The 25,780-nt window shown below is 68.5% G+C and carries 13 protein-coding genes, 1 tRNA gene and 1 pseudogene; 10 read left to right on the plus strand and 5 right to left on the minus strand.

Features of this window, described 5'->3' with window-relative positions:
* The first annotated feature begins 29 nt into the window (after nt 1-29).
* The 6 genes from AB0F52_RS46415 to AB0F52_RS46440 all read left to right on the plus strand — a co-directional run bounded on the left by AB0F52_RS46415 (nt 30) and on the right by AB0F52_RS46440 (nt 6,711).
* A complete protein-coding gene (locus AB0F52_RS46415; protein WP_360185292.1) occupies nt 30-941 on the plus strand; it encodes a PaaX family transcriptional regulator C-terminal domain-containing protein in 912 nt (303 codons plus the stop codon).
* Nucleotides 942-944: 3 nt separating this feature from the next.
* Nucleotides 945-1,724, plus strand: a complete 780-nt coding sequence (locus AB0F52_RS46420; RefSeq protein ID WP_360185295.1) for an enoyl-CoA hydratase/isomerase family protein — start codon at nt 945-947, stop codon at nt 1,722-1,724.
* Nucleotides 1,725-1,842: 118 nt separating this feature from the next.
* On the plus strand, nt 1,843-4,098 hold the full coding sequence (locus AB0F52_RS46425) for a glycosyl hydrolase family 18 protein (RefSeq protein ID WP_360185298.1): 2,256 nt from the start codon (nt 1,843-1,845) through the stop codon (nt 4,096-4,098).
* 141 nt (nt 4,099-4,239) lie between these two features.
* The gene (locus tag AB0F52_RS46430) at nt 4,240-5,403 is read left to right on the plus strand and encodes an alginate lyase family protein (RefSeq protein WP_360185300.1); all 1,164 of its coding nucleotides are present in this window, start codon (nt 4,240-4,242) and stop codon (nt 5,401-5,403) included.
* 118 nt (nt 5,404-5,521) lie between these two features.
* Nucleotides 5,522-5,595 (plus strand) — tRNA-Pro (locus tag AB0F52_RS46435).
* Nucleotides 5,596-5,748: 153 nt separating this feature from the next.
* A complete protein-coding gene (locus tag AB0F52_RS46440; protein ID WP_360185303.1) occupies nt 5,749-6,711 on the plus strand; it encodes a tyrosine-type recombinase/integrase in 963 nt (320 codons plus the stop codon).
* A gap of 1,433 nt (nt 6,712-8,144) precedes the next feature.
* Here AB0F52_RS46440 and AB0F52_RS46445 read toward each other — a convergent pair.
* Genes AB0F52_RS46445 through AB0F52_RS46455 form a run of 3 tightly spaced genes read right to left on the minus strand, consistent with a single transcriptional unit; the run spans nt 8,145 to nt 19,878 of the window.
* Nucleotides 8,145-8,375: a hypothetical protein gene (locus tag AB0F52_RS46445; RefSeq protein ID WP_360185306.1), complete on the minus strand. Its 231-nt coding sequence runs from the start codon at nt 8,373-8,375 to the stop codon at nt 8,145-8,147.
* A gap of 3 nt (nt 8,376-8,378) precedes the next feature.
* The gene (locus tag AB0F52_RS46450; RefSeq protein WP_360185309.1) at nt 8,379-10,631 is read right to left on the minus strand and encodes a hypothetical protein; all 2,253 of its coding nucleotides are present in this window, start codon (nt 10,629-10,631) and stop codon (nt 8,379-8,381) included.
* 34 nt (nt 10,632-10,665) lie between these two features.
* Entirely contained in the window at nt 10,666-19,878 is a 9,213-nt protein-coding gene (locus AB0F52_RS46455; RefSeq protein WP_360185313.1) for an RHS repeat-associated core domain-containing protein, read from the minus strand.
* 230 nt (nt 19,879-20,108) lie between these two features.
* On the opposite strand from AB0F52_RS46455, the gene AB0F52_RS46460 reads away from it, so the two are divergent.
* From AB0F52_RS46460 to AB0F52_RS46470, 3 genes are all read left to right on the plus strand, one after another.
* Nucleotides 20,109-22,997, plus strand: a complete 2,889-nt coding sequence (locus tag AB0F52_RS46460) for a BTAD domain-containing putative transcriptional regulator (RefSeq protein ID WP_360185316.1) — start codon at nt 20,109-20,111, stop codon at nt 22,995-22,997.
* A gap of 117 nt (nt 22,998-23,114) precedes the next feature.
* Entirely contained in the window at nt 23,115-23,477 is a 363-nt protein-coding gene (locus AB0F52_RS46465) for a helix-turn-helix domain-containing protein (protein ID WP_360185319.1), read from the plus strand.
* Between the two features lie 156 nt (nt 23,478-23,633).
* On the plus strand, nt 23,634-23,963 hold the full coding sequence (locus AB0F52_RS46470; protein ID WP_360185322.1) for a hypothetical protein: 330 nt from the start codon (nt 23,634-23,636) through the stop codon (nt 23,961-23,963).
* A gap of 199 nt (nt 23,964-24,162) precedes the next feature.
* Here the strand turns inward: AB0F52_RS46470 and AB0F52_RS46475 are convergent, their stop codons facing one another.
* On the minus strand, nt 24,163-24,642 hold the full coding sequence (locus tag AB0F52_RS46475; protein WP_360185325.1) for an NUDIX domain-containing protein: 480 nt from the start codon (nt 24,640-24,642) through the stop codon (nt 24,163-24,165).
* Between the two features lie 157 nt (nt 24,643-24,799).
* On the opposite strand from AB0F52_RS46475, the gene AB0F52_RS46480 reads away from it, so the two are divergent.
* Nucleotides 24,800-25,150 carry a hypothetical protein gene (locus tag AB0F52_RS46480; protein WP_360185328.1) on the plus strand — a complete coding sequence of 117 codons (351 nt, stop codon included), beginning with the start codon at nt 24,800-24,802 and terminating at the stop codon, nt 25,148-25,150.
* Between the two features lie 109 nt (nt 25,151-25,259).
* On the opposite strand, the pseudogene AB0F52_RS46485 reads toward AB0F52_RS46480, so the two are convergent.
* Nucleotides 25,260-25,780 (minus strand): annotated as a pseudogene (locus AB0F52_RS46485) (hypothetical protein); the annotation flags it as partial.

Consider the following 25,780-nt stretch of genomic DNA (forward strand, 5'->3'; position numbering starts at 1 on the left):
CCGCAGCGCAGTGAGGTCGGTGAAACAGCATGGGCGAGCCCGCTCCCCCGGTCACCCTCGGCCGCAGGCCGAAGCCGAGGGAAGGCCGATCGTCCGCGCCACGGCCCACGGTGAGCCGGCGCCGCGAGGTCAGTCACGCCAGCGCGCGGTCGCTGCTGATGACCGTCCTCGGCGAGTACACGCTGCCGCGCGACAAACCGGTCTGGACGTCGATGCTCGTCGAGGTGCTGGGCATCCTCGACATCGAGGAGAAGTCCGCCCGGCAGGCGCTGGCCCGCTCCGCCGCCGAGGGCTGGGTGGTTTCCGAGCGCGTCGGGCGCCGCGTGCGCTGGTCGCTGACCCCGCCGGGGCGCCGCCTGCTGACCGAGGGCGCCGACCGGATCTACGCGTTCGGCCGCGAGGAACGCAGCTGGAACGGGCAGTGGCTGATGCTGATCGTCTCCGTGCCGGAGGCCAAGCGCGACCTCCGGCACCGGCTGCGCACCCGCCTGACCTGGGCGGGCTTCGGCTCGCCGGTCGCCGGCGTGTGGGTCAGCCCGGACCTGTCCCGCCAGCGCGAGGCCCAGCAGATCGTCAACGACCTGGGCCTGGAGGCGCAGGCGATGTCGTTCACCGCCGCGTACGGCGAGGTCGGCGAGCAGGAGTCCATGGTCGCCCGGTCGTGGGACCTGACCGAACTGAAAGACCGCTACGAGGACTTCATCGACCGCTTCACCGGCCTGCACCCGACCGGCGGCCGCGCGGTGCTGCGCGCCCAGACCGAGCTGGTCCACGAGTGGCGGCGGTTCCCGTTCCTCGACCCGCAGCTGCCCGCCGAGCTGCTCCCGGCGAAGTGGAGCGGGACGAAAGCGGCGGAACTGTTCCATCACAAACACGTCGACTGGCGCCCGGAGGCCCAGCAGTATTGGGACGACATCGTCGAAGCCGAAGAAGCAGGGTGAGCAATGACTGAGCAGGTCCGCCTCGATCGTGACGGCGGGCTCGCCGTCCTAACCGTCGACGCTCCGCCGTTGAACCTCTACACGGCTTCGCTGCAGTCCTCGCTCGCCTCGGCGATCGGCGAGCTGGAGGCCGAACCCGCGCGGGCGCTGCTGATCCGCGCCGAAGGCAAGATCGTCAGCGGCGGCGTCGACGTCTCGCTGTTCGACGCCCAGGGCTCGCCCGCCGAGGCGAAAGTGCTCTTCGACGCCATGCTCGCGGTGCCGGACCGGATCGCGGCGCTGCCGTTCCCGACGGTGTTCGCCGCGCACGGCCTGTGCCTGACCTGGGCGTTCGAGGTGGCCGTGGCCTGCGACATCATCCTCGCCGCCGACCGCGCGAAGTTCGGCCTGGTCGAGAAGGTCGTGGGCCTGACGCCGACCATGGGCGGCACCCAGCGGCTCGCCGCGCGGGCCGGCGTCGGGCGCGCCAAGGAGTTCGTGATGACCGGCGACACCTACGACGCCGCGACGCTGGAGCGCTGGAACGTCGTCAACCGCGTCCTGCCGAGCGAGGGCTTCGACGAGGCGGCGAGGGCCTTCACACGCCGGCTGGCCGAGGGACCGACCCGGGCCCACGCGGCGACCAAGCGCGTCCTCGACCACTTCTCGGCCGGCGGCGTCCCCGAGGCGAACGCGCACATCACGACGATCGCGGCCGAGCTCTTCGAGACCGAGGACCTCCGCGACGCGGTGAAGTCGTTCCTCGCCGACGGACCGGGGAAAGCGACCTTCTCGGGTCGTTAACAGTCCGTTCGGACACCGGTTGCCGCCGTTCGGGCGTGCGCGGTTCTCCTCGCGCCGGGTTACATTCGATGTGGTCTAGACCACATCGTCCCCGCCTCGTGCCGCTTGGAGAACCGCCATGAGACGCACCCCTGCACGACTACGCTCCGCACTCGCTGCCTCGCTCATCGCGCTCGGTGGTACCGCGGCGCTCGCGCCACCCGCCGCCGCAGCCGGCTCGCTGACCGCCACCCTGGCGATGAACGGCACCACCGGCACCTACACCGTCGCCAACACCGGAACCGCGTCGGTGAGCAACTGGGCGATCACCTTCACGCTCCCCGCCGGCGTCACCGCTTCGACCGGGGAAAACGGCACGGTGACCCAGAACGGCACCCAGGTCACGCTGACCCCCGCCTACTACATCGCGACGCTGGCGCCGGGCCGGACCACCTACCCGTACAGCCCGGCTATCCGGCTCAGCGCCGCGGCGACGCCCACGCAGTGCCGCGTCGACAACGCCAACTGCGACGGTTCACCGGACACCCCGCCGGGCGCGCCGGCGAACCTGCGCCTGGTCGCGAAGACGACCAAGACGGTCGCGCTGGCGTGGAACGCGTCGGCCGCCGGTTCGCTTCCGGTGACCGGGTACGACGTCTACCAGGGGACTTCTCTGGCCGCGTCGGTCACCGGGACGAGCGCCACGGTTTCCGGGCTCGCTCCGGGCACGGCCTACTCGTTCACGGTGAAAGCGAAGGACGCCAAGGGGACCACCTCTCCCGCGAGCGCGACGCTCGCGGTGACCACCAACAACCCGTCCGATGACACGCAGCCACCGTCCGCGCCGGGCGGGCTGCGCTCGACGGCCGCCGATGCGGGCAGCGTCTCCCTCGCCTGGACGGCGTCGACCGACAACACCGGCGTGGTCAGCTACGACGTCTACCGCGGGTCCATTTTGGCCACGACGGTGACCACGACGGCGGCGGTGGTGACCGGTTTGGCACCGTCCACTTCGTACACGTTCACGGTGCGCGCCCGCGACGGCTACGACAACGTGTCGGCGCCGAGCGCCGCGGTGACCGCGCGGACCGGCGACATCGTTTCGGGTTACGCGAAGGTCGGCTACTTCGTGCAGTGGGGCATCTACGGGCGCCAGTACTTCGTGAAGAACCTGGAGACTTCGGGCGCGGCGGCGAAGCTGACGCACCTGCTGTACGCGTTCGAGAACATCGATCCGGTGAACCTGACCTGCCTGTCCGGGGTCACCAAGGGCACCACGGCCAACCCGCAGGACCCCAGCCAGGGCGACGGCGCCGGCGACGCCGAGGCGGACTACTCGCGGCCGTTCGCGGCGGCGCAGTCGGTCGACGGCGTGGCCGACACCGGCTGGGAGTCGCTGCGCGGCAACTTCAACCAGCTCAAGAAGCTCAAGGCGAAGCACCCGAACCTCAAGGTCCTGGTTTCACTCGGCGGCTGGACGTATTCGAAGTACTTCTCCGACGTCGCGGCCACCGACGCCTCGCGCAAGAAGTTCGTCTCGTCCTGTGTGGACACGTGGCTCAAGGGCAACATCGCGGCCTACGGCGGCGCAGGCGGGCCGGGCACCGCGGCCGGCATCTTCGACGGGATCGACCTCGACTGGGAGTGGCCCGGCAGCGCCGACGGCCACCCGGGCAACCACTGGAGCCCGAACGACAAGGCCAACCTGACGGCGCTGATGGCGGAGTTCCGCACGCAACTGGACGCCTACGGCGCCACGACCGGCAAGCGGTACCAGCTGCACGCGTTCACCCCGGCCGACCCGGCGAAGGTCGCTTCGGGCTGGGACCTTTCCAAGATCTTCACTTATTTGGACGTCGCGAACGTGCAGGGTTACGACTTCCACGGGTCGGGCAGCGACAATTCGTGGGAGCCGAACCGCACCGGCCACCAGGGCAACCTGTACGCCGACGCGGACGACCCGTACAACTTCCACTTCAGTGCGGAAAGCGCGATCAACGCGTACACGAACGCGGGCGTCGATCCGCGGCGGCTGACGCTCGGCCTGGCGTTCTACGGCCGCGGCTGGCAGGGCGTCGCCGACGGTGGCAAGAGCGGCGAGTGGCAGTCGGCGACCGGCGCTGCGCCGGGCCAGTTCGCCGAGGAAGCGGGCACCCGCGGGTACGCGAACCTGGTGGCGGGCGTGCCGGGCTGCACGGTCCACCACGACACGGCGGCGGTCGCGACCTCCTGCTACACGGGCAACGGCGGCCAGTGGTGGACGTTCGACGACGCCTGGTCGATCGGGCTGAAGACCACGTGGCTCAAGTCGCGCGGTTTGCTCGGCGTGATGGCGTGGGAAATGTCGGGCGACACCGGCGCGTTGATGAACGCGGTGACCGCCGGGCTCGGCTGAGGTTTCGTTCAGCCCGCTGAACACCCTGTTCAGCGGGCTGAACACTTTCCTTGGGACACAGGGAAAAGCTTGACCGGCGATGGTCTGGACCATGACACTGAGCCGGCGCGCACCCCAGACACCGTCGTCTCGAGGAGAGCCATGTCCCGCTTCCGCAAGGTCTTCGCGCTGGTCCCCCTGCTGCTGGGGACGCTGGCCGCCCCGGCCCCGGCGGCCCCGGCGACGTTCACCCACCCGGGCGTGCTGGTGAGCCGTCCCCAGCTGGACTTCGTCAAGGCCAAGGTGAGCGCCGGCGCCCAGCCGTGGAAGGCGGCGTACGACCAGGCGCGGGGCAGTGCCTACGCGTCCCTTTCGCGGACACCGAAACCGCGCGCGGTGGTCGAATGCGGCTCCTATTCGAACCCCGACAACGGCTGCACGGACGAGCGCGAAGACGCGATAGCGGCGTACACGGACGCGCTGATCTGGTGCATCACCGGCGACGCGCGTTACGCGCAGAAGGCGATCGCCCTGATGGACGCGTGGTCGGCGGTGATCACGAGCCACACGAACAGCAACGCGCCGCTGCAGACGGGCTGGGCGGGCTCATCGTGGCCGCGGGCGGCGGAGATCATCAAGTACACGTATCCGAGCTGGCCGAACTCGGGCCGCTTCGGGACGATGCTGCGCAATGTCTACCTGAGCAAGGTGATCAACGGCAGCAACAGCAACGGCAACTGGGAACTGTCCATGATGGAGGCCGCGGTGGGCATCTCGGTGTTCCTGGAGGACAAGACGAGCTTCGACAAGGCGGTGACCCGATACAGCAACCGCGTGGCGGCCTACGTCTACCTCGCTTCGGACGGCGCCCTGCCCAAGACGGTCCCGGGCAGCGGCCTCTCCTCCCGCGACCAGATCGTGAGCTATTGGCAGGGCCAGTCGACATTCGTGGACGGCCTGACCCAGGAAACCTGCCGCGACTTCACCCACACGGGCTACGGCATAGCGGCAATAGCGGACGTGGCGGAGACGCTCCGCATCCAGGGCCAGGACGTGTACTCGACGGACGTCGGCACCCGTCTGCGCCAGGCGCTGGGCTTCCAGTCGAAGTACCAGATGGGAGCGGCGGTGCCCTCGTGGCTGTGCGACGGGCACCTCAGCCTGGGCCTCGGCCCGGTGACGGAGGTGGGCTTCAACGCGCTCAACACGCGCATGGGCATCTCGATGGCGAACACGCAGACGCTGACGGACCGCCAGCGCCCGGCGGGCTCGAACAACCTGTTCGTGGCGTGGCAGACCTTGACCCACGCAGCCAACCCGGCTTGATCGTGAGTCCTGGTCCTCCTGGCATGTTTCCGCAGGTCAGGAGGACCGGGGACCCTGGTTGTACGGGGGTTCGGAGGGCGCGCTAAAGTACTTCTCACGCACTCAGCGAGTGCGGGTCCGGGCTGTGGCGCAGTTTGGTAGCGCACTTGACTGGGGGTCAAGGGGTCGCAGGTTCGAATCCTGTCAGCCCGACGGACAGCGGGTTTCCGCAGCTCACAGCTGCGGAGGCCCGCTTTTTGCTGTGGTCACGGGTGTCGATCCGGTCTAGCACAGCGCTCGGTGACACCTTGACTGGAGGCTCTCCCCATGCCGACGAATTTGACCAAACAGGGTCTACCCAGGCCCGTGGACGACACGTGGCGTTCCTACGTCGAAGAGTGGGACCGCAGCCTGCGCGCCGCGAACCGCCCGCACACGACCCGCTACAACTACGAGCTCGCGGTCACCCAGCTCGCCGACTTCCTGGGCGGCCCGGAGCTGCCGGAATTTCTCGCGAAGATGGACATGGCCGCCGACGACGACAGCGATGCCGCGGAAGACCCGACCGACGTCGGACGCAAGCGCGTCGAGTGGTTCATCGCCTGGATGATCGACAGCCGCTCCGCCTCCACGGCCCTCAACAAATACAAGGGGGTCCAGCAGTTCTTCAACTACCTCCTCGAGTGCGAAGAGATCGATCGCCATCCAATGGAGAAGCTCAGCCAGCCGGACACACCCGACAAGCTCGTACCGGTGGTATCCGACGACGAGCTGGCCCGCCTGCTTGATACGTGCCGCGGAAAGAGCTATCGCGACCGTCGCGACATGGCGATCATCCGCCTCTCCCTCGACACCGGCGCTCGGCTCACGGAAGTCGCCAACCTCAAGGTTCAGGACGTCGATCTCCGGCGGGACGGCGTCCTCGTCCAGGACAAGGGTGACCGCCAGCGATTCATCCCTTTCGGCGAACACACCGGCCAAGCCATCAGCCGCTACCTCCGCACTCGCAGCCTCCACTCGGCAGCGGACCTCCCTTACCTGTTCCTCGCCGAACGCGGACGCGGACGCGGACGCGAGCAATTGAAACCGAACGGCATCAAAATCATGATCCATCGCCGCGGCAACGCCGCCGGCATCCCGCACATGCACGCTCACCGGCTCCGCCACACCCTGTCGCACGTCTGGCAGCGAGAGCAAGGAAACGAATCCGACCTCATGGCCATCATGGGCTGGCGCTCCCCAGAAATGCTCCGCCGCTACGGCGCGAACGCAGCCGCTGAACGAGCAGAAAATACCCATCGAACGTTGAATCTGGGTAATCGCGTATAAGAAGTGACGCTGCCGTTGCTGACGGCCGAGCAGCGGCAGCAATCAACGATGACACGTCACCTCGCACACCAGCATTTCTCCGGCGCAATTGCCGACGACCTGCCGCGATACCCATACCCGGGCCACCATAGCCAGGTGCCACCAGACCTACCGTCAGCGGCCGTGTGTTCAAGGGCCGAGTTGATCTGTAACCCTACACTGACATTCGCCACCGACCTGCAGCTTGAGTGACCCGGCTTAGCGCGGGAAATATCCCACGTCTGCGTGTTCAAAGGGGGAATCGAACACATGTTCGTAGCATCCCTGTGCAGTGCAGGATGCGTGTTCATGCGACAGACCATAGCGCCGCACTGCGGCCGTACACCAGCCGGCTCACGTCAGCGTCGGCCGAGGGCTACAAGTTCTAAGACCACACCGCATTGACGCCATCACCGCCTGACTTCGGGATCTTGGCCTGTCCCCTTGAAGAAACAGCTTCCACTCGAGCGCCGGGGAGCAGCGCAGCGATCTTCTCCACAGCCGTCGGCGGCCCGGACGACGCGGCGCCGGCCGGGTACCGGTCAACATGAGGCGACCGAGGACGTGCTGCGAGCACTCGGCCGCACCCCGACCGAAGCCCACGAGCTGCACGAACGAGCCTTACCCGACCTCGACGCCGTCGCCGGCAGGCCGAACTCAGCCGCCTGACGAGCGCCGCGCTACCGGACAGAGCCGCGTCCGTCGAACCAACCAGCCGCCGAGGCCGTGTCCGCACCGCGTACCGTAGGCCCAGCTCAGAACCGTGACCTCGGCCGCAGCGGGTCGTGACCAGCGATGGCGCCTACCGGGCTTGGTATCCCACCAACGACCGGTGGCCCAAACGAAGCGTCGGCAGTCCAATATCCGCCACAGGATGAGTGTCGAAATCGACACTGACCCCCGAACACAAAGAAGGGCCAGGTCGTTGACCTGAGCCCCTACTCCCCCGCTTGGACTCGACCCAAGAACCTCCGGGTTAACTGGAGGTTCCAGACCTGGATCGACCTCGGTCAATCCAGCTGGGATGTTTGCATTCGCTCATGCCGCACTCGACGCGGTCGCGAACCCCTGACGATAGGAGTTTGCCTGTACCGAGTAGAAAGGACCGCCAAGGACGCACCGCACCGTCGATATCTGCGTGCCGGGTCCAGGAGAGTTTCTGACTGGCCGTTCAGTGATCGGGCGCGCGTTCAGCTTTCCGAGATCAATGAAGGAACAGGGAGAAGACCAAGCGCCGCAGGGTTGTCCTGGCCAAGGAACGCCGGCTCCCGCCAGAGGGCCAACTCCGCGCGAAGCCGGTCCGCCGTGATCGCGGCGGACCGGCGGCCAGATCGGCCGACGCCTGCTCGACCTCGGCCGTGAAGACGTCCAGATCGAGCTCTCCGGGTGCCACTTCGAGGACATCTCCCGGCCGCTCACGACGAATCGCCTCCGGCCCGAGCAGCTTGCGCAGACCGGAGACGCAGATCTGCAGCCGTGGCAGGCGGCCGGTCGCCCCAGAGCAGCGAGTACAACCGCTGCTCGGAGACGACCTGGTTGGCCTGCAACAGCAACGCGGCCAGCACGGCCCGCGGCTTAGGCCCGTCAAGGGGAACGGGCCGGTCGCCCAGGATGGCGGCGACCGGCCCGAGAACCTGAAACTTCATGCGTTACGAGGTCGGCAACTGCCGGTCGTAGAACCGCACTGCCCCGTTGGCGTTCAGGAACGCGATCAGCCAGGACTGCCCGTTGGAGTTCACATACGGCGTCGTGGCCGGATCTGTCGCGGCCGGATCGGTCGCCGCGATCGTCTTCGTCCAGTCGCCCCAGGCGTTGCTCCCGGTCGCGGTCTCCCAGACGTGGTAGATCTCGTTGTCCGTGCCGCGGACGACGAGCGCCACGCGGCCCAGCGCCGGGTCCAGGATCGCCGAGGGCGCACCGGCCGAGACGAAGTTCCCGATCGCGGCGTAGTCCGCGGGCCAGGAACCGTCGCCGTTCTGCAGCTTCGACACGATCGTGCCGTCGGCGCCGCGGACGAACACCTGCAGCAGGTAGCCGGGGCGCACGACGACCGCGGGCTGCCCGGACAGTCCGGAGCCGCCGAGATCGGTCCACGCCGACAGGCTGCCGTCGTTGTAGTACTCGATCGTCTTCAGCGCGCCGGCGCCGTTCAGGCCGAACACCCGCACCCCGTCGCGAACCTGGACCACGGACAGCGTCGCGGTCAGGTTCTGGTCACCAAGGCTGCGCCAGAACGGCACGGAGCCGGACTGCGCGTACGCCCAGAGCTTGCCGTCGACATCCACGGCGAATTCCACGACGGTCCCGTCGGCGAGCTTCGACGTCACCGGCGCCGAAGCCATGGAACCGCCGAAGTCGGACCACGCGTTCCACGCCGGCCCGCCCGCGGTGGTCTGGCTGTCCGTCCAGATGTCGCTGTCGGAGTACTGCGCCGCCACCTGGATCCGGCCGTCGGACAGCTGGGTGAGCGCCGGCTGCCCGGAGAACGCCTCGTTCCCGGATATCACCGTCCACTGCACCGAACCGAAGTTGTCCACATCGGACTGGTGGCCGTAGACGACCCGGCCCGAGTTGTCCACATAGGAGTATTCGAGGGTTCCGACGGTGGCGCCCGCGACCGGAGCCGCCTGCATCGCCGTGATCCGCGTGTTCTTTGCGACCGGCGCGCCCGGCAGCGGGTCGGCGTACCAGCCCTGCAGGTCGGCGATCAGGTGGACGGTGCCCGCGCTGGTGTTGCGGACGCGGATCTTGCCGTCCGTGCCCGGCTTGAGCACCACCATGTTGTCACGCCAGTTCCCCGCCTCGAAGTCCATGACGGACAACACCGATGGTTCGGTCGTACCGACCGGCCACGCCTTGAGATACCCGGCCTTTTGCGGGCTCACCACGATCAGGTTCAGCGCCACACCTTCGATGCCACGGGTCGGCAGCCCCTTGGTGCCGCCCACCTGGATGTCGAGCGTGGCGTTCGCGGCGATCGGCAGCCCGGCACCGGCGGAACGCGTGTCCAGCACCCGGCCGGCCACCTGCCGGTAGCCGGCGCCCTGCGTCGAACTCGACGAGTAGTAGCCGTCCACGGCGACGATCAGGTCGACGGCGGCACTGCCCTTGTTGGTGAAGGTGACCTGCCCGCTCGCCGGCAGGCTCAGCACGGCACCCGACTGGGTGGAGCCGGTCTCGTAGTTGAACACCGGCCGCGCGGTGCCGCCGGCAGGCGACACCGCCAGCCAGCCCGCGGCCGTCGCGCCCGGCACGGTCAGGTTCACCGATGCCGCCGCCGCTCCCGCCGGCACCAGGCTGCCGGTGATGGTCACCGTGCGCGTGGCACCCGACGCGATCTTGCCGGTCGACGTGCCCGTCCCGTTGCGGGTGTCGATCACCCGGGTGTGCGTCACCGGGAAGAACCCGCCACCCGTCGTCCCCTGCTCCGCTTTGTAGTAGCCCTGCACTTCGACGGTGACGTCGGTCTTGCCTGCCGAGTTGTACAGCGACAGCTTGCCGTTGCTGCCGACCTTCACCACCGCCGTGTTCGAGATCTGCTCGCCGGCGGCCGCGGAGACCATGGTCAGGGTCGGGCGGGTGGTGCCGTCCGGCCACAGCTCGGCCCAGGTGGCCACGGTCGGCTTGAGCAGCGACACCCGGACCAGCACCGCGCCGACACCCGTGGCGGGCACGGCGCCGACGCCCAGCACGGGGAAGTCCACCGTGGCGGCGGCGCCGACCTCGGTGCTGATCCCGCCGGTGCCGCTGCGGGTGTCGAGCACCACCGGTGTCGACGGCAGCGGCACGTAGTCGCCACCGTGCAGGGCCGCGTCCGCGTGCGCCGCGGGGGCGTGCGGCGCCGTGGTCACGGCGGTGAGCGCGACCAGCGCCGCCAGTGCCACTGTCAACTTTCTGAGCACTGAATTTTCTCCTTGTGCGATTACCATTTCGTGGCTACGGCGTGCTTCCGACGGGCACCGGTCTCCCGTCCTTGATCCCCTCGCCCATGTTCATCCATTTGTGGTATTTCGGGCTCCACACCTTGTTCTCGATGGGCTTGTGCAGGGAGAACGTGTTTCCGGTCTCGAGGTCGGCGCCCTCGGCATTCATGTCGTACTCGTAGGGCACCGTGCGGGGTCCGTGGTAGTGCTGGATGACCGTGTAGAGGACGTAGTCGACCTTGCCCGTCTTCAGCTCTGTCTCGGTCTTCTCCTCGAACCAGCGCATGTTCGGCGAATGGTCCCGGTCGTTGGCCGTGTCGGCTATGTTGGCGTTCGTGCTGCGGCTGCAGGTCGACAGGTTCCTCAGGTCCGTGCCACTACCGCCCAGCACCGAAGCGAGCGAATGGCAGTTGTTGACCCACGAACGGGGACTCCCGCCGCCGATAGCCTTGACGAACGTGCCTGCCCACTGGTAGCCGGGCGGCCTGATTTTCGTACTGGTGCCGGTGCCTTCGCCGAGATCCGCTCTGGTGACGCAGGCGATGACACCGACGGCCCGGTCGCCGTTGGCCGAGTCCCGCTCGAAGTAGAACGGTTCCGGGAACTGCTGGCGGCAGTCCCGGGCCTGCCGGCTCTTGTTCTGCGTCTTGTTCTCGGGTTCGGTGTTGACCTGCGACGCCACCGACACCACGGTGACGACCGTCCCGGCCGCGTCGACCGCCGCCTGGTAGATGTTCTTGGCCTGGGCCCTGGTGTCGGTGACCACGTTCTCCACTGTGGACACCACCGCCGCGGCCGCCGTCGGCGCGGAGGACACCAGCGTCGGCAGGTTCGTCACGGCCGTGGTCGCCGCCGCGCCCACCGCGATCGTCACGGTCTTGGCCGCGTGTTCCGCGGCGTCACGCGCTTCCTCGGTGATGCGCAGGGCCCGCCGGTAGGCGGCCTCGGCGGCTTCTTCGGCAGCCTTCTTCGCCCAGTCCACATAGGACCCACCGCCGCCACCGCCACCGCCGTTACCGCCACCGCCGCCGTGCCAGCCGCCACCGCCGCCGCCGCCCGAGGAGTACGGCGACCGGCCGCCGCCACCGCACTGGCTGGTCCATGGGTGCGTGTCGCAGAACATGTCGTGCACCGACTCTTTGTGAGCACTGCGGAAAAAGGCGTCGCAGGACATCCCGTAGTAGGCCTCGCAGGAGTCGTCCGCCATCCTGGTCGGCTTCACGACGTTGTAGAGCATCTTGAGTTCCTGCTCGACCAGGTCGAACTTGATGCTCCAGTGGCCGGTCGGGTCGGTGCTGTTCACCGGGTCGGCGTTGCCGTACAGGTAACGGTTTCCGTTGCCGGAAGGGGTCGGGGACAACGACACGCTGTCGCGCGAGCCGAACGAGCCCGTGCCCGGGTCGTACCACCGCGCACCCATGTCGACGCGGCCGGTGCCGGGGTCGGTCCAATCGCCCTGGTAGCCGAGGTTGCCGGTGGTCCCGGTGTGCGCGGTGACCTGGCCGAACGGGCCGTACGCCGTCGATCCGGACAGTCCGTTCAGCGCCGTGTCGGCCGGGTCGAACGCGCCGACCACGTCGTCGTGCCGGTCGCTCATGGTCAGCCGGTTGCTGCCGCCCGAGCGGACCGCGAGCAGCTCGCCGCCGGAGCCACGGGCATAGGTCTCGCTGCCGTCGGACACCGGGTCGTCGTCTTGTCCGGCATAGGTGAACGCGGTGCCGTTGCGGCTGTCGACCCGGTCGAACCCGTCGTAGCTGTACGTCTGCCCGGGGGCGGACGTGAGCCGGTCGAAGCCGTCGTAGCCGAACTGCGCGGTGCCACCGGAACCGGTCTGCGAAGCCAGCGTGCCGCGTGCGGTGTAGGCGTAGCTGGTGCCGCCCGCCGTCAACAGCCGGTTGCGCTCGTCGTAGGTGGCCGTGGCCGGCCCCGCCTTGGTCCGGTTTCCGGCGGCATCCCACTCGTACCCGGTCGTCACGCCACCGGTGGTGTCGCTGGTGAGCCGCCCGGACTGGTCGTATGTGTAGCTGACCGTGCCCGCGCCCGCGGTGCCCGCGGTGGTCTTGTCGGACAGCTGGTTGTCCAGGTCGTAGTGGTACGTCGTGCTCGCGACCTGCTGCGACGCCGAGTTGGTCAGGACGTCGGTGGCGACCCGGCCGAAGTCGTCGTACCCGAATGTCCGCACCCGCCCGGCACCGTAGCCGACGGTCTTGACGTTCCCCGCGCCGTCGTAGCCCAGCTGCTCCTTGACCCCGGTCAGCCCGTCGGTGACCGAATCGAGCCGCGCCTTGACGTAGCCGTAGTTCGCCGTACCTGCCGCGTCGGCCCGGCTGGTCTGGTTGCCGTCGCCGTCGTAGGTGAAGGCTGCGGTACCGGAAGGACCGGTCGAGCCGAGCAGGTTTCCGCGGTCGTTGTAGACGTAGGAGTTCGTGCCGGCGCCCGCGTTGGTGCTGACCGCGCGCCCGGCCAGGTCGTAGCCGAGGTGGCGCGGTGTCGTGGGCGTCTCGGCACCGGTGGCGGTGCCGTCGGTCGGCCGGTTCGCCGCGTCGTAGGTCACCTGCTGGACGACCCCGCCCGGTGCCACGTCGCGGACCGCGTTGCCGTTCTCGTCGAAGCTGGTGGTCCAGGTCCGGTCGACGGCGTTCGGCTGGGCCGCGGTGGCCGGCTCGATCGTGGACTCGACCAGGCCGAGGCTGTTGTACGTCGTGGTGGTGGCGTTTCCGCGCCCATCGGTGAAGCGGGTCATGTTGCCCGCGGCGTCGTAGCCGAACGACGAGGTGATACTCGTCTTGGCGTCGACCGGCTCGACCTGGCTCACCAGCTGGTTCGCTGCGTCGTACGCGAACGTCCTGGTCGCCTGCAAGGCATCGGTGACCGAAGTGCGGTTGCCCGCCAGGTCGTAGCCGTAGTGCGAGGTCCGCAGCGTGGTGCCGTCCGGCTTGAGGTCGGCCGAGGCGATCACCTGGCCCAGCAGGTCGTAGCCGGTCTGCGAAGTGCGGCCAAGGCCGTCGGTTGCCCGGACCTGGCGACCCGCGAAGTCGTACCCGTACTGGGCCGGGATGCCGGACGGGTCGGTCGTCGTGGTCAGCTCACCGACGGCGTCGTAGCCGTTGACCGTCGTGGCCCCGGTCGGCGAGGTCTGGCCGACCACGTTCCCGGCGTCGTCGTGGCGGATCAGCGTGGTGTATGCCGCCGACACCGGACGGCGTTCGACCTGCGTTCCGGTCGCCTGGCGATCCAGATCGTCGTACGTGGACTCGCTCCGCGCGCCGGTCGGGTCCACTGTGGACAGGACGGCACCCGTACGGGAGTAGGTGTACGACGTCACGGCACGGTCGTCGTTGGTCGTGCTCGGCGCGTCGACCGAAACCGTGCGGTCGAGCTGATCATAGGTGCCGCGGATGACGTTGCCGCGCGGATCGGTGACCGTCGTGACGTTGCCGTTGGCGTCGTATTCGTACCGCGTGGTCGGGGTGAGCGCCTGGCTCGCGCCCGGCGGCAGGTAGCTCGGCGCGGTCCGGCTGGTCATCCGGCCCGCGTTGTCGTAGGCCACGTGGGTGGTGTTGTTCAGCTCGTCGGTCACCTCGACCTTCTCGCCGAAGGTGTTGTAACCGACCTTCGTCGTCGGCGCGACCGGGCTTGCCGGGTTCCCGCCGGACTCGACCGGCCGGACCGGTCCGGTCACACCGATCGAGCGGCCCAGCTCGTCGTAGCTCAGGTGCGAGGTGAACGCCGCCTTGTCCGCACCGGCCGCGTTGCCGCGCGGGTCGGTCACCGCGGTCGGCAGGCCACGCTGGTCGTAGGCGTACGTCGTGGTGCGCGACGTGGTGCCGTCCGTCGTGGTCGTGGTCAGGCGATTGCCGGCGTCGTCGTAGGTGTAGTCGGTCGTCGCGGGCGTGGCCGAGACGATCCACGGCACGTTCGACGCCTTGCCGGAAACCGCGACATGGGTGACGTTCCCGGCCGGGTCGTAGGTGAAGCCGGTCGTGCGCGCGAGCCCACCCGGATCGACCACCGTGGACAGTGGACGGCCGTTGCGGTCCGGCGTGTGCTGCGTGACCGTCGTGCCGTTGCCGGTCACCTGCTTGGTGAGGTGGCCCGCGGCGTCGTAGCTGTCGTCCTCGAGCACATAGTCCTTGGTGGACCCGTCGGCATTGTGGAAGTTCTTCAGCACCGCGCGATGCAGCAGCCCGTCGCCGTAGCGCTGGTACTCCGTCCGCCTGCCCATCGCGTCGGTCGAACTGGCCAGCCGCCCCGCGAAGTCATAGCTGTAGGCCTGCAGCACCAGGTAGTCGCCGGTGCCGGTGGGCGGTGCGCCCGCCGGATCGCTGTGCCAGTTCCGCAGCCGCACCTCGGCGACGCTGTTGCGCGCGGTGTAGGCGTAGTCGTAGTGGTTGCCGTTCGGGTCGGTCACCGAGGTGAGGTTGCCGAACTGGTCGTAGCCGGAGCTGGTTTCGTTGCCGTCGGGGTCGGTGACCCGGATCGGCCGGTCGTGCTCGTCGTAGTCGGTCGTGGTGACCCGCGCGGGGTCGCCGCCACCACTGATGTCCGCGACCTGGACGCGGGTCGGGTCGCCGTCCGCGTCGTAGGTGGTCGTGGTCTGCAACTGGTGCTTGACGCCGGTCACCGCGTCGGTCGTCGCCGCCTCGGTCACCGTCGCCGGGCGCGACCAGCCGTCATAGGTGTAGGTCGTGACGACCCCGCCCGGGAAGCTGTCGGAAATCTCCTTCTTCGTGGTCGTACGGCCGATGGCGTCGTACGTGTACTGCGTGACCAGCCCGGACGGCGCGGTCACCTGGGCCAGGTCGCCGTTGGCGTAGTAGGCGTACCGCGTCACCTTGCCGCGCGCGTCCGTCGTGGTCGCCGGGAGCCCGGCCGGATCGCTGCCGCCGCCGAACGCCGCTTCGGCGCCGGAGGTGTAGGTGTTCACGATCTGGCTGCCGTCCGGGCTCGTCTGCGTAGCCAGTTGGCCGGTCGAGTGGTACGCGTACGTCGTCCGGTAGGTGTTGTCCGTCGCGCTCGCCGAACGCGCGTCGCGGGACTCGGTCGGCAGGTACGACTTCGGGTCGTACTGGTTGGCGATCGTCGCCGGGTACGTCGTGCGCGAGGTCTGGCAGTCGTTCACCGCCCGGCACGTGGTGGTCGAGATGACGTCACCACGGGCGTCGTACGTCATGGACGTCGAGTCGCCGTTCTCGTCGGTGACCGTGGCGAGGTTGCCGTTCGTGTCGTAGCCGTACGTCCGGATGCTCACGCCGTCGGCGTCGTAGCGGACGAACACCGGGCCGCCGGAGTCGCCGGGAATGGTGGTGCAGAACGCCGGATCGTTCGGATCGGGCTGCGTGCAGCTCTCGACCGGTGGCGGCGGTGTCTCGGCCGGTTCGCCCGGCTTGTCCTCGCCGCGGGCCTCGATGCCGAGGGGCTTGCCCTGGCGCAGCAGCCAGCCGCCGATCGCGTCGTACTCGTACAGGCTGGGCCGGTTCGCCGGGTCCAGCACCTCCACGCTGCGACGCAGATCGGTGTCCCCGCCGTAAACCGTCGGCGTGCCGAGCTTCCACGTGCCGCCGTTGTGGTCGGTGTATTCCTTGACCCGGTCGCGCACGACGTCGTAGGTCACCGACGCGACGACCTTGCCGCTCGGCAGCGTCACCTTGGCCAGCTGGTCGGCGGCGGTGGTGCCCGCCTTGTAGTGCGCGGCGACGATCGCCGCGCCCAACGGTCCACTGTAGAGGGACACGTCGTCGATGGCCCCGGCGTAGGACCGCTGTGCCGCGGTGCCCCATGACGGCCACGACGCCGGCGTGGTGGCGTAGGCGGCACCGACCTGGTTGAAGGTCAGCAGCGAGGCATCGATCTGCTTGCCGGTCAGGTCGGCGACCTTCGCGCCGTCCAGGTACAGGGTCTGCGTGGTGCCCATCGAGGACAGCACGACCTGATGCCACTTGCCGTCGTTGACCGCGGTCGCCGACGTGATCGGGTTGATGCTGCCGGTGGCGAACTGCCCACGCAGCTTGCCGTCCGTGCCGACGTACAGCACCGGCACGCCGGTGGTGGACGCGGTGCCCAGCGCCTTGTCCTGGTAGCCGAGCAGCGGGCCGCCGGAACCGGTCAGCGAGTTCTTGAACCACAGCTCGACCGCCGCGTCACGGCTCTTCTTCAGCGTGCCCTTCGGCAGGTTCACCGAGGACGTCGTGCCGTTGAAGGACGCCGCGGTGTCCGTCGAACCGGCAAGCGGACCGGCCGTGCCGAGCGTGACGTTGGCGTACGTGCCGACGTCCTTGCCGAGGTTGACCGAGATCTCGCTGGCCGCCGAAGTGCCGTCGGGTTCGCCGAGCCGCCAGTACGACTCGGGATGCGAGTCCAGCACGGCACTCCGGTAGTGCGAACCGGCCGTGTAGTCGTAGTTTGTACAGGTGTTTCCCGGCCCGCACACCGTCTTCAGCACGTCGGTGGTGTAGGTGTACGCCCAGCTCAGCGGAGCACCGTTGACCGCGTCGGTCTGGATCGAGGAGACGTGGTTGCCGGTCCAGGAGAAGTTCAGCGCGCGCCCCGCGGTGTTGGTCACGCTGTTGGAAACCTGTGCCTTGGACAGCTTGCCGGTGTTGGTGTCGTAGGTCAGGACGACGGCGTGCCCCGCGTTGTCGGTCATCCGGCTCAGGCGGCCGGCCAGCGAGAACTGGTACGTCGTGCCGGACTTGTCCAGGAGCTTCCAGGACGTCGAGTCCACGGTCAGCGACGCGGTACGACCGGCGGGCGCGGCGTAGCTGCCGTCGGCGTTCTTGCCGAACCGGACCTGCTGACCGTCCGGATAGGTCACCACGACGTTGCCGGAGCCGTCGTTGTCCGGCACCAGCTTCATGTCGTAGGTCGTCGACCAGCCGGCGCCGAACAAGCCGTCACGGCGCGGGTCGAGGCTGTTGTAGGTACGCGACAGGCTCAGCTGCGGCCCGACCGTCACGATCGTGGCGTCGACCGCCGCGGTGCTGTAGTTGCCCACCGCCGGGTCGAAGGCCTGCTTCCGGTCGCCGGCCAGATGCGAGGTGATGTCCGGCTGCGGTACCGACGTCAGGATCGTCGAGTACGGCGAGTTCACCTCGTTGTTGGCGTCCTTGATGTACGCACGCCACATGTACGCCTTGGTCCAGCTCAGTGTCCCGGCGGGCACGGTCCACGCCTGCTTGGCCTGATAGCCCGAATCCGTGCAGTTGACCGGATTTCCGGAGTCGTCGCGCAGGCAGACCTGGAACTTGAACTGCAGCGACGAACCCGGTGGCGCGTCGATGTCCAGTGCCCGCGCCCACAGCTGCGGGGTCAGGGTCTGTGCCTGGTATCCGTTGGGCGGATACAGTTCCTGGACCACCGGCGGGATGTCGAAGACCTGCAACACCAGGCGCCCGGGTGGCACCTGGTGGTCGGTGAACACCGGGCCGCCGGTCTTGACCATGGTGAAGTCGAGGAAGTACTTGCCCGGCGGCAGGGCCTTGATGGTCGCGTCCAGCGTCACGCGTCCGCCCCTGGCCACCGTCGAGGTCAGGTTGGCCGAACGCTGCTGCGTCACCGAGGCGCCGGTGGCGGTGTTGTAGGCGCGGTAGGCCAGGTAGTAGTCGCCAGGCGCCCACGCGGCCGCGCTCTTGTTGGTGACCGCGACCTTGATCTTGCCGTCCTGGTTCTGCAGCACGGCCGGGTTCGGCACCGGGTTGGGGATCGAGTACGTCGCGTTGTACGGGCTGTGCGTCACGTACAGCTTCGGCGGGTTGGCCGTGGCGGTACCGGTGAACCACTTGCCGGACAACGAGTCCGTCGAGCCGCGCAGCGAAAGGCCGTAGTTGGCCTGGGTGCCGTCGACCCAGCGCTGCACCAGATCGCGCCCGGCGGTGCCGAGGTTGATCGTCTCGCCCGCGGTCGGGCAGTCCGATGACGAGTGGCCGAACGCGATATAGCCGTGCGCGAACGACTTGCTCGCCAGCGAACCACCCACGGCCGGGCCCGGATAGCTGTAGCCGGAACCGCCGGACCACGAGCCGGTCACCGGGTGCACGTTCAGCTCGCGCGGCTTGCAGGAGTCCGAATTGTACTCGGTCAGCCAGAGCTGCGCGCCGAAGATCGTGTGGTACTGGAGCTTGCCGACCAGGCTCGAGAACTTGATGTAGGACGCGGAATTGTGCCCGTTCACGGTACCGACGAGCAGGTCCTGGTCACCCTTGGCCGAGCCGACGCCTTCCTGGACGTACATGGCGTCGTCGGCCGCTCCCCCGTTCACCGGCAGCTGCACGGTCGGGTCGACCTGGACGGGGTACTGCCGCGCCGGATCGCGCAGCCATCCGGCATCCAGCGTGACCTCGAGCGCCGGCCCGCCGCCGGAGGTCACGAGCCGGTAGGTGACTCCGGCCGACCGCGCCGCGCCCGCGTCCAGCAGGTCCCCCGCCGGGATGACCGCCTTCGTGGCGCCGGAAGCGTCGGCCAGCAGTACCTGGCCGTGGTCCAGGTGCGGGGTCAAGCCGTCGAGCCGCAACGGGAAGACGTACGACGTCGGGGCCGCGGACGAGTCGAGGACCAGGGTTTCCTTGACTCCGCCCGGCTTCGCCTCGAGCTTGAGGTCCACGTGCGGCCGGATTCCGGGATAGGTGATCGCGCTGCCACTCACCGTGCCGTCGACCGCCGAAGCGCCGTCGAGGCCGAAGGACACCTGCCCGGCGTCCGTCGTCATGGTGGCGAACTGACCGGCCGACGTCGGCGCGAAGCGCAGCCCGGCGGAGTCGGCGGTGTTTCGCCAGCCTGAGCCGCCGTCCGCGGTGAGCGTGGTGTCGATCGGCGCCCAGCCCTGCGGCGTGCGGTAGTTCACCGGCACGGTGGAGAACTCGGTGGTCTCGGTGCCGTCGGTGTTGGCATAGGTCCGGTCGTTGGCAGTCCGCGCTTCGGGGAGCTCACGGCTGGTCGCCGGGTCGAAGCCCGTCGTCGCGGGAGCGGGCGGCGTCCCGACGGATCCCGCGTTCTGCTGCCACTTCACGGCGGGGTAGCGGCTGCGCAGCGTGTCCGGCAGCGTGCGGTTGCGTGACGGATTGCCGGTGGTCCGCGCATCGGCCGACGATGCCGATCCCCAGCGCTGCGCGGGCCCGTGCGCGTACCCCAGCCCGCCGCCGGCGGGCAGCCCGAGGAGGCCGTCGGCCGCGACACCGCCCACCAGGACGGCGACGAGGCCCACCGCGACGAGCTTGGCCGGGGCCGACACTGCCCCCCACCCCAGCCACAGGAACCGCAATCGACGTGATTTCCGTCGCGCCATCCGCGCCATGCCTCCCTGGCCGGCAGGGCCGCACACCCCGCTTTTCGAGCTTGACCAGGCGCGATGCGCCTGCGGGGACAGACAGTGACAACCGGATGTGTAGGCAACCTGTATTCGGCGTGTACGTCGTGTTGCTTAGATCCGGCTGAAGTGGCGTGATGTCGACAAGGAGGAACATGCGGTTTCGGGTTCTCGGCCCGCTCGAGTTCCTCGACGACGGCGAGTGGCGGCGCGTCGGCGCGGCGAAATGGCGCACCCTGCTGGCCGTGCTGCTGGCCAAGCCGGACCGTGTGGTCTCGGCCGACAGGATCGCCGTCGAACTGTGGGGTGAGCGTCCACCGAAAACGGTGGACAACCAGATCTACGGCTACGTGGCCCGGCTCCGGCGGTTGTTGAACGCCGATCGCGATCAGCTGTTGGTTACCTGCTCACCGGGTTACCGATTGTGCGCCGGTTTCGAAGATATCGACGCCGGCCGGTTCACCACCCTGGCCGAACAGGGCCGGGCGGCGCTGCGCGCGGGCGACGCCGGCACGGCGACGCGGCAGCTGGACGCGGCGCTCGCGCTCTGGCGAGGCTCACCGTTCGAGGACGTCCCGGCCACACCGATGGTCCAGGCCGAAGCGGACCGGCTGACCGAGGCGCGGGCGGGTGCGCTGGAGGACTGGGCCGAGGCACAGCTCGCGCTCGGCGAGCACGCCGAGGTGGTGTCGCGGCTGGCCGATTTCGTCCCGCGCCACCCGCTGCGGGAGCGATTGCGTGAGCTTCAGATGCTTGCCCTCTACCGGCAGGGCAGGCAGGCCGACGCACTGGCCGGGTACCTCGAGTTGCGCACGCTCCTGGCCGAAGAGCTCGGCGTCGATCCCGGCCAGTCCATCCGGCACCGGTACGAGCAGATCGTGCGTGCCGACCCGGCACTGACGGAGGCTGTCTCCCGGGTGGATCCGGTGCGGCAACTGCCGCCCGACATCCCCGACTTCGCCGGCCGTGCCGAAGAGCTGGCGCGAGTCTCCGGCACGGTGTCCTCCGGCTCGGAGGACGGGCCGCCATCGGTCGTGGCGCTGACCGGCGCGCCGGGCGTCGGCAAGTCGAGCCTGGCGGTGCACGCCGCGCACGCCCTGGCCGCGCGCTTTCCCGACGGCCAGCTCTACCTGGACCTCGCGGGAACGTCACCGCGGCCCCGGGATCCCGCTGTCCTGCTGGCCGACATGCTCGGCGCGGTGGGCGTCCGTGGCGAGTGGATTCCGGACGACCTGCGAGCGCGAGCAGCGCTGTACCGATCGATGCTGGCCCGAAGACGCATGCTGATCGTGCTCGACGATGCGGACAGCGCCGGTCAGGTACGACCTTTACTCCCCTCGACCGGCAGCTGTGCCGTGATCATCACCACCCGCCGGCCGATCAGCGACCTGCCCGGCACTCGGCACGTCGAACTGGACGTGTTCGAACCCGCGACGGCCCGCGAGCTCTTCACCTCCATCGTGGGCGAATCCCGGGTGGCAGCCGAACCCGAGCAGGCGGACGCGATCGTGCGGGCCTGCGGCAACCTGCCGCTGGCGATCCGCATCTCCGGCGCCAAGCTGGCCGGGCGGCCGAAGTGGCCGTTGCGCGTGCTGGCCGAACGGCTGGACGACGAATCGCAGCGGCTCGACGAGTTGCGCGTCGGCGAACTCGGCGTGCGGGCCAGCTTCGAGCTGAGCCTGCGGTCCCTGCCCGCAGACGCGGTGCGGGGCTTCGCCTTGCTTGGCCTGTTCTGCGGACCGGTACCGTCCTGGGTGCTCGGCCCGCTGGTGGACCGGGCCCATGCCGACGACATCATGGACCTCCTGCTGGACGCCAATCTGGTCCAAATCTCCGGCACCGACGAGACCGGCCAGCCCCGCTACCGGCTGCCGGGCCTTTTGCGCGACTACGCCGCGGAAACGGCGACCACGTATCCCCTGCCGACGCGACAGGCGGCCGTAGCGCACCTGCTCGCGACCTGGCTGGACCTCGCCGAACACGCGGCCGGGCACCTGCCACCCAGCCTGTTCCGGCCGACTCCCGGCGCGGCACCACGGCGCCCCGGCCCCGCGGACGTCCGGCGGCGGGCCGCCGGCGACCCCCTGGGCTGGTTCGAGGCCGAGCGTGCCACCCTGCTCGACGCGGTCGCGCTGGCCGCCGACTGGGGCCTGCACGAGGCGGCCTGGGAACTGGCAGTCGCCATGGTGCCGTACTACGACCTCAGGAGCCTGCATCAGGACTGGCTGCGCGGCCACGAAATCGCGCTCGGCACCGTGCGCGAAGCGGGGAACGGACGCGGCGAAGCGGTGCTGTTGAATGATCTCGCGCAGGTACAGATCTACCGCGACCAGTTCGACAGCGCGACACCCAACCTGCACCGGTCACTCGCGCTCTACCGGCAAGCCGGCGACCGGCGCGGCGAAGCACTCGCGACGGCGGCCCTCGCCACGATCGAGCGCGTGCACGGCCGTTACGAGCATGCGCTCGACCAGGCGATCACGGCACTGGACCTGGTGATCGCCACCGGCGACCACCACATCGAGGCTCAGCTGCGCAACGGCGTCGCGAGAATTCACCTGGCACAGGGCCGGACCGCCGATGCCCGGGCCTGGTTCGACGAAGCGCTGGCGCTGTCGCGCAAGCTGGGCGACGTTCACCGGGAAGCCGTTGTGCTCCGGGAGATGAGCCGGTTGTATGAGGATTCCGACGAAGCACTGAAATGCCTGCAGACGGCTCATGACATATTCGACGACCTGCACGACGAACGATGCGTTGCGTACACCTTGTTGCGCATGGGCCGGGTGCACGCGGGGCGCCGGGACAGCGCGCGGACGGCCGAGGTACTGACCCACGCGGCCAAGGTGTTCGAGCGCGACGGGGATCGGATGGGCGAGGCCAGCTGCTGGCAACTGCTCGGCGAACTGGACATCGGGTACGAGGACCCGGTGGCAGCGCGGACACACTTGAGCCGGGCACTTCAACTGTGGCAGACATTCGGCAAACACGAGGCCGCCGTCGCGGTCGCGGCCCAGCTCCAACAGCTCCAGGCCGGTCGAAGCTGACCTCGGCACGTGCGACAGCTCGTCACCACGGCATTGCCTGTGGGGTTCCAGAAGTCCGTTCATGCATCGGACCTGGGGCAATGGGCACGCTTGGTAGGCGGGGCATGATCGCCGGCCATGGCGTTGCGTCTGCTCTCTCTGATCTTCCTTCGGCTGGTGGGTCTGCTGGTGTTGCTTGGCCGCTCGCCGGCGTCGGAGGACGTCGAGTTACTGGTGCTCCGCCACGAGGTCGCCGTGTTGCGTAGAGGCACCTCGAAACCTCGCCTGGAGCGGGCGGACCGGGCTGTTTTCACGGCGTTGGTCCGGCTGCTGCCCAAGGCACTGCGAACACACCGGTTGGTCACTCCGGCCACGATCCTGCGCTGGCACCGTCGGCTGGTAGCCGCGAAGTGGACCTATCCACACCGGCACGGGCGTCCGCCCGTCGACGAGGTGATCGCCGGGTTGATCGAACGGATGGCCGGGGAGAACCACCGTTGAGGATACAAGAGGATTCAGGGTGAGCTGCTCAAGCTCCAACACCGGGTCGGGGCCTCGACGATCCGGCGGATCCTGAAGCGTGCTTGCATAGCTCCGGCGCCGGTCCGGCACACCGACACGACCTGGCGGCAGTTCCTGCGTACGCAGGCCTCGACGATGCTGGCGTGCGACTTCTTCCACGTCGACTGCGCGCTCACCCTCCGGCGGATGTACGTGTTCTTCGTGCTGGAGGTCGGCAGCCGCTACGTCCACGTGCTCGGCACGACCACGAACCCGGATGGCAGGTGGACCACACAGCAGATCCGCAACCTCGTGCACGCCGTGCTCGCCGAGTACGTCCGGCACTACAACGGTCGACGACCACACCGTTCCCGCGAGCTTCCCCCACCCCGGCCGACCCACCCCGTGGCAGACCTCAGCTCGCATCGGATCAAGCAACAGCAGGTACTCGGAGGCGTGATCAACGAGTACGAACGGGCAGCGTAAAGCTGCTGTTCAGAACCGGTGACAGACTTATGGAACCCCACACCACCGCATCGACCACGTCTACCTCGCCCGCACGGACGACACCGCACCGCGCACCACCATCCGGCAGCGCGCCGGGCTCATCGAGCGCCGCTGGTGGTCAGCAATCGACCTTGCCGATTGCCCGGACAAGCTGCTGCCGGCTCAGCTGCCTGACCTCCTACGAGCCCTCCTCGACGACCACTTCCCGACCACTCCCCTGGCGCTCACCGCCTGACACCACCGTTGCTTGCCGGGCGCGGAGCCGGTCGAACCAGGTGGCAATCGACCGCTTGTACCCCTCCGGCATTCGCAGCTCGGAGACCTCGTCCTCGCAGAACTCACCAATCCGGCTGTGCTCGTGACTGAGGACCGGCGCGGCGCTGGAGGTCGTGGTGCAGCCGTAGGTCACGATGAACACATCCTTCGCGGCCACGGCGATGTGGTACACCCAGGCATCAAGGATCTCGTCGACCTCGACCGGCAGCCCGACCTCCTCGGCGATCTCGCGAGCGACGGTTTGCTCGGGAGTCTCGCCGGGTTCGATTCGGCCGCCCGGCAGCTCCCATTCGTCGCGCTCGTTGTGCACCAGCACCACTCGGCCATCCCGGATTAGCACACCCTTGATCGACACCGGGTATCCGACCTCGGTCACCGACACAGCCTCCCCCCTTCGTGCACCTGCTGTCACCGAACGTAGCAGCGAAGCCCGGGCGGTCGTGAGGTTGACCATCCGCCGGCAGACGCCAACCGCCCGACCCGGTGTGCTGATCGACCGGCTCGACAGACTCGCTGTCGTTCTGCGAAAGGACTACAGGATGAGCCGCCCCGTACTTCGCGTTTGCCTTACTGCCGCGGCGGTCACCGTCACAGCCGGTCTGATCGCTGCTCCCGCCTACGCCTCCGGCGGCATCGCCGCTGGCTCCTTGTCGACCACAGCGTCGTGCTCGCAGGCCTACCTCCCGCTGCCGGATCCGACCTGCACCCCGGGGGCGACAAACCCGGACGTCACCCAGGCCACGATCGGCTCCACGATCTGCGTGTCCGGCTGGACCGCCACAATTCGCCCATCCACCACCTACACCAACGGGCTGAAAAAGCAGGGCATCATCGACTACGGCGTCGAAAAACACGCACACGCCACCTCGGGCACCGGCCCCAAGCGGTGAACCCGCCAGCTCGCCACCACGTCGGCACGTCCGGTCATGCCGCTGACCGCGTAGCCACGCAGCCGTCGCATGACCGAGCGCAGGGTCGAGGGCGATTCGGCCGCAATCACTATCGAACTTGGCGCTGGACGGACTCGACGATTCGATCCCATAACTTCTGGAAGAATTCTTCTTTCGATATGACCTCATCAGATCTACCGAAGTTCGAGAGCAGCGACAGGTCGAACACCTTCACGGCCGGACGCTGCGCTTCTACGTCGTAGACTACCTCTAGCCAGGCGTTGTAACCGCTGCCGCCGTGGAAGCTGAACGTCAGTTGGTCATCATGGCCCAGCCCTCTCCCGAACATGATGTCGAGCGCGTAGACAGTGCTTCCCAAGCGTTCGACGCGCAGCGTTATCCGCTCATCCGTTCGCCGCACCGACGTCGAAAAACCCGATCTGGCGAGCTGGTCGCCAGCATCTCGAAGACTGGTCGCCAGGTACTCGTAAACGTTCTGAAGCTCCTGGAACTTACTGAAGGTCTCGGGCTGCACCTTAGACCGCATCTCGTTTGGGTGTGTTGCAAGGTAGGCGGTATCGTTGATCAACGATGGACGATGTGGAGAAGTGGTGCCCGGAGCCGTTGTGG

This window comes from Amycolatopsis sp. NPDC024027, from assembly GCF_040638975.1.
In the GTDB taxonomy this organism is placed as follows: domain Bacteria; phylum Actinomycetota; class Actinomycetes; order Mycobacteriales; family Pseudonocardiaceae; genus Amycolatopsis.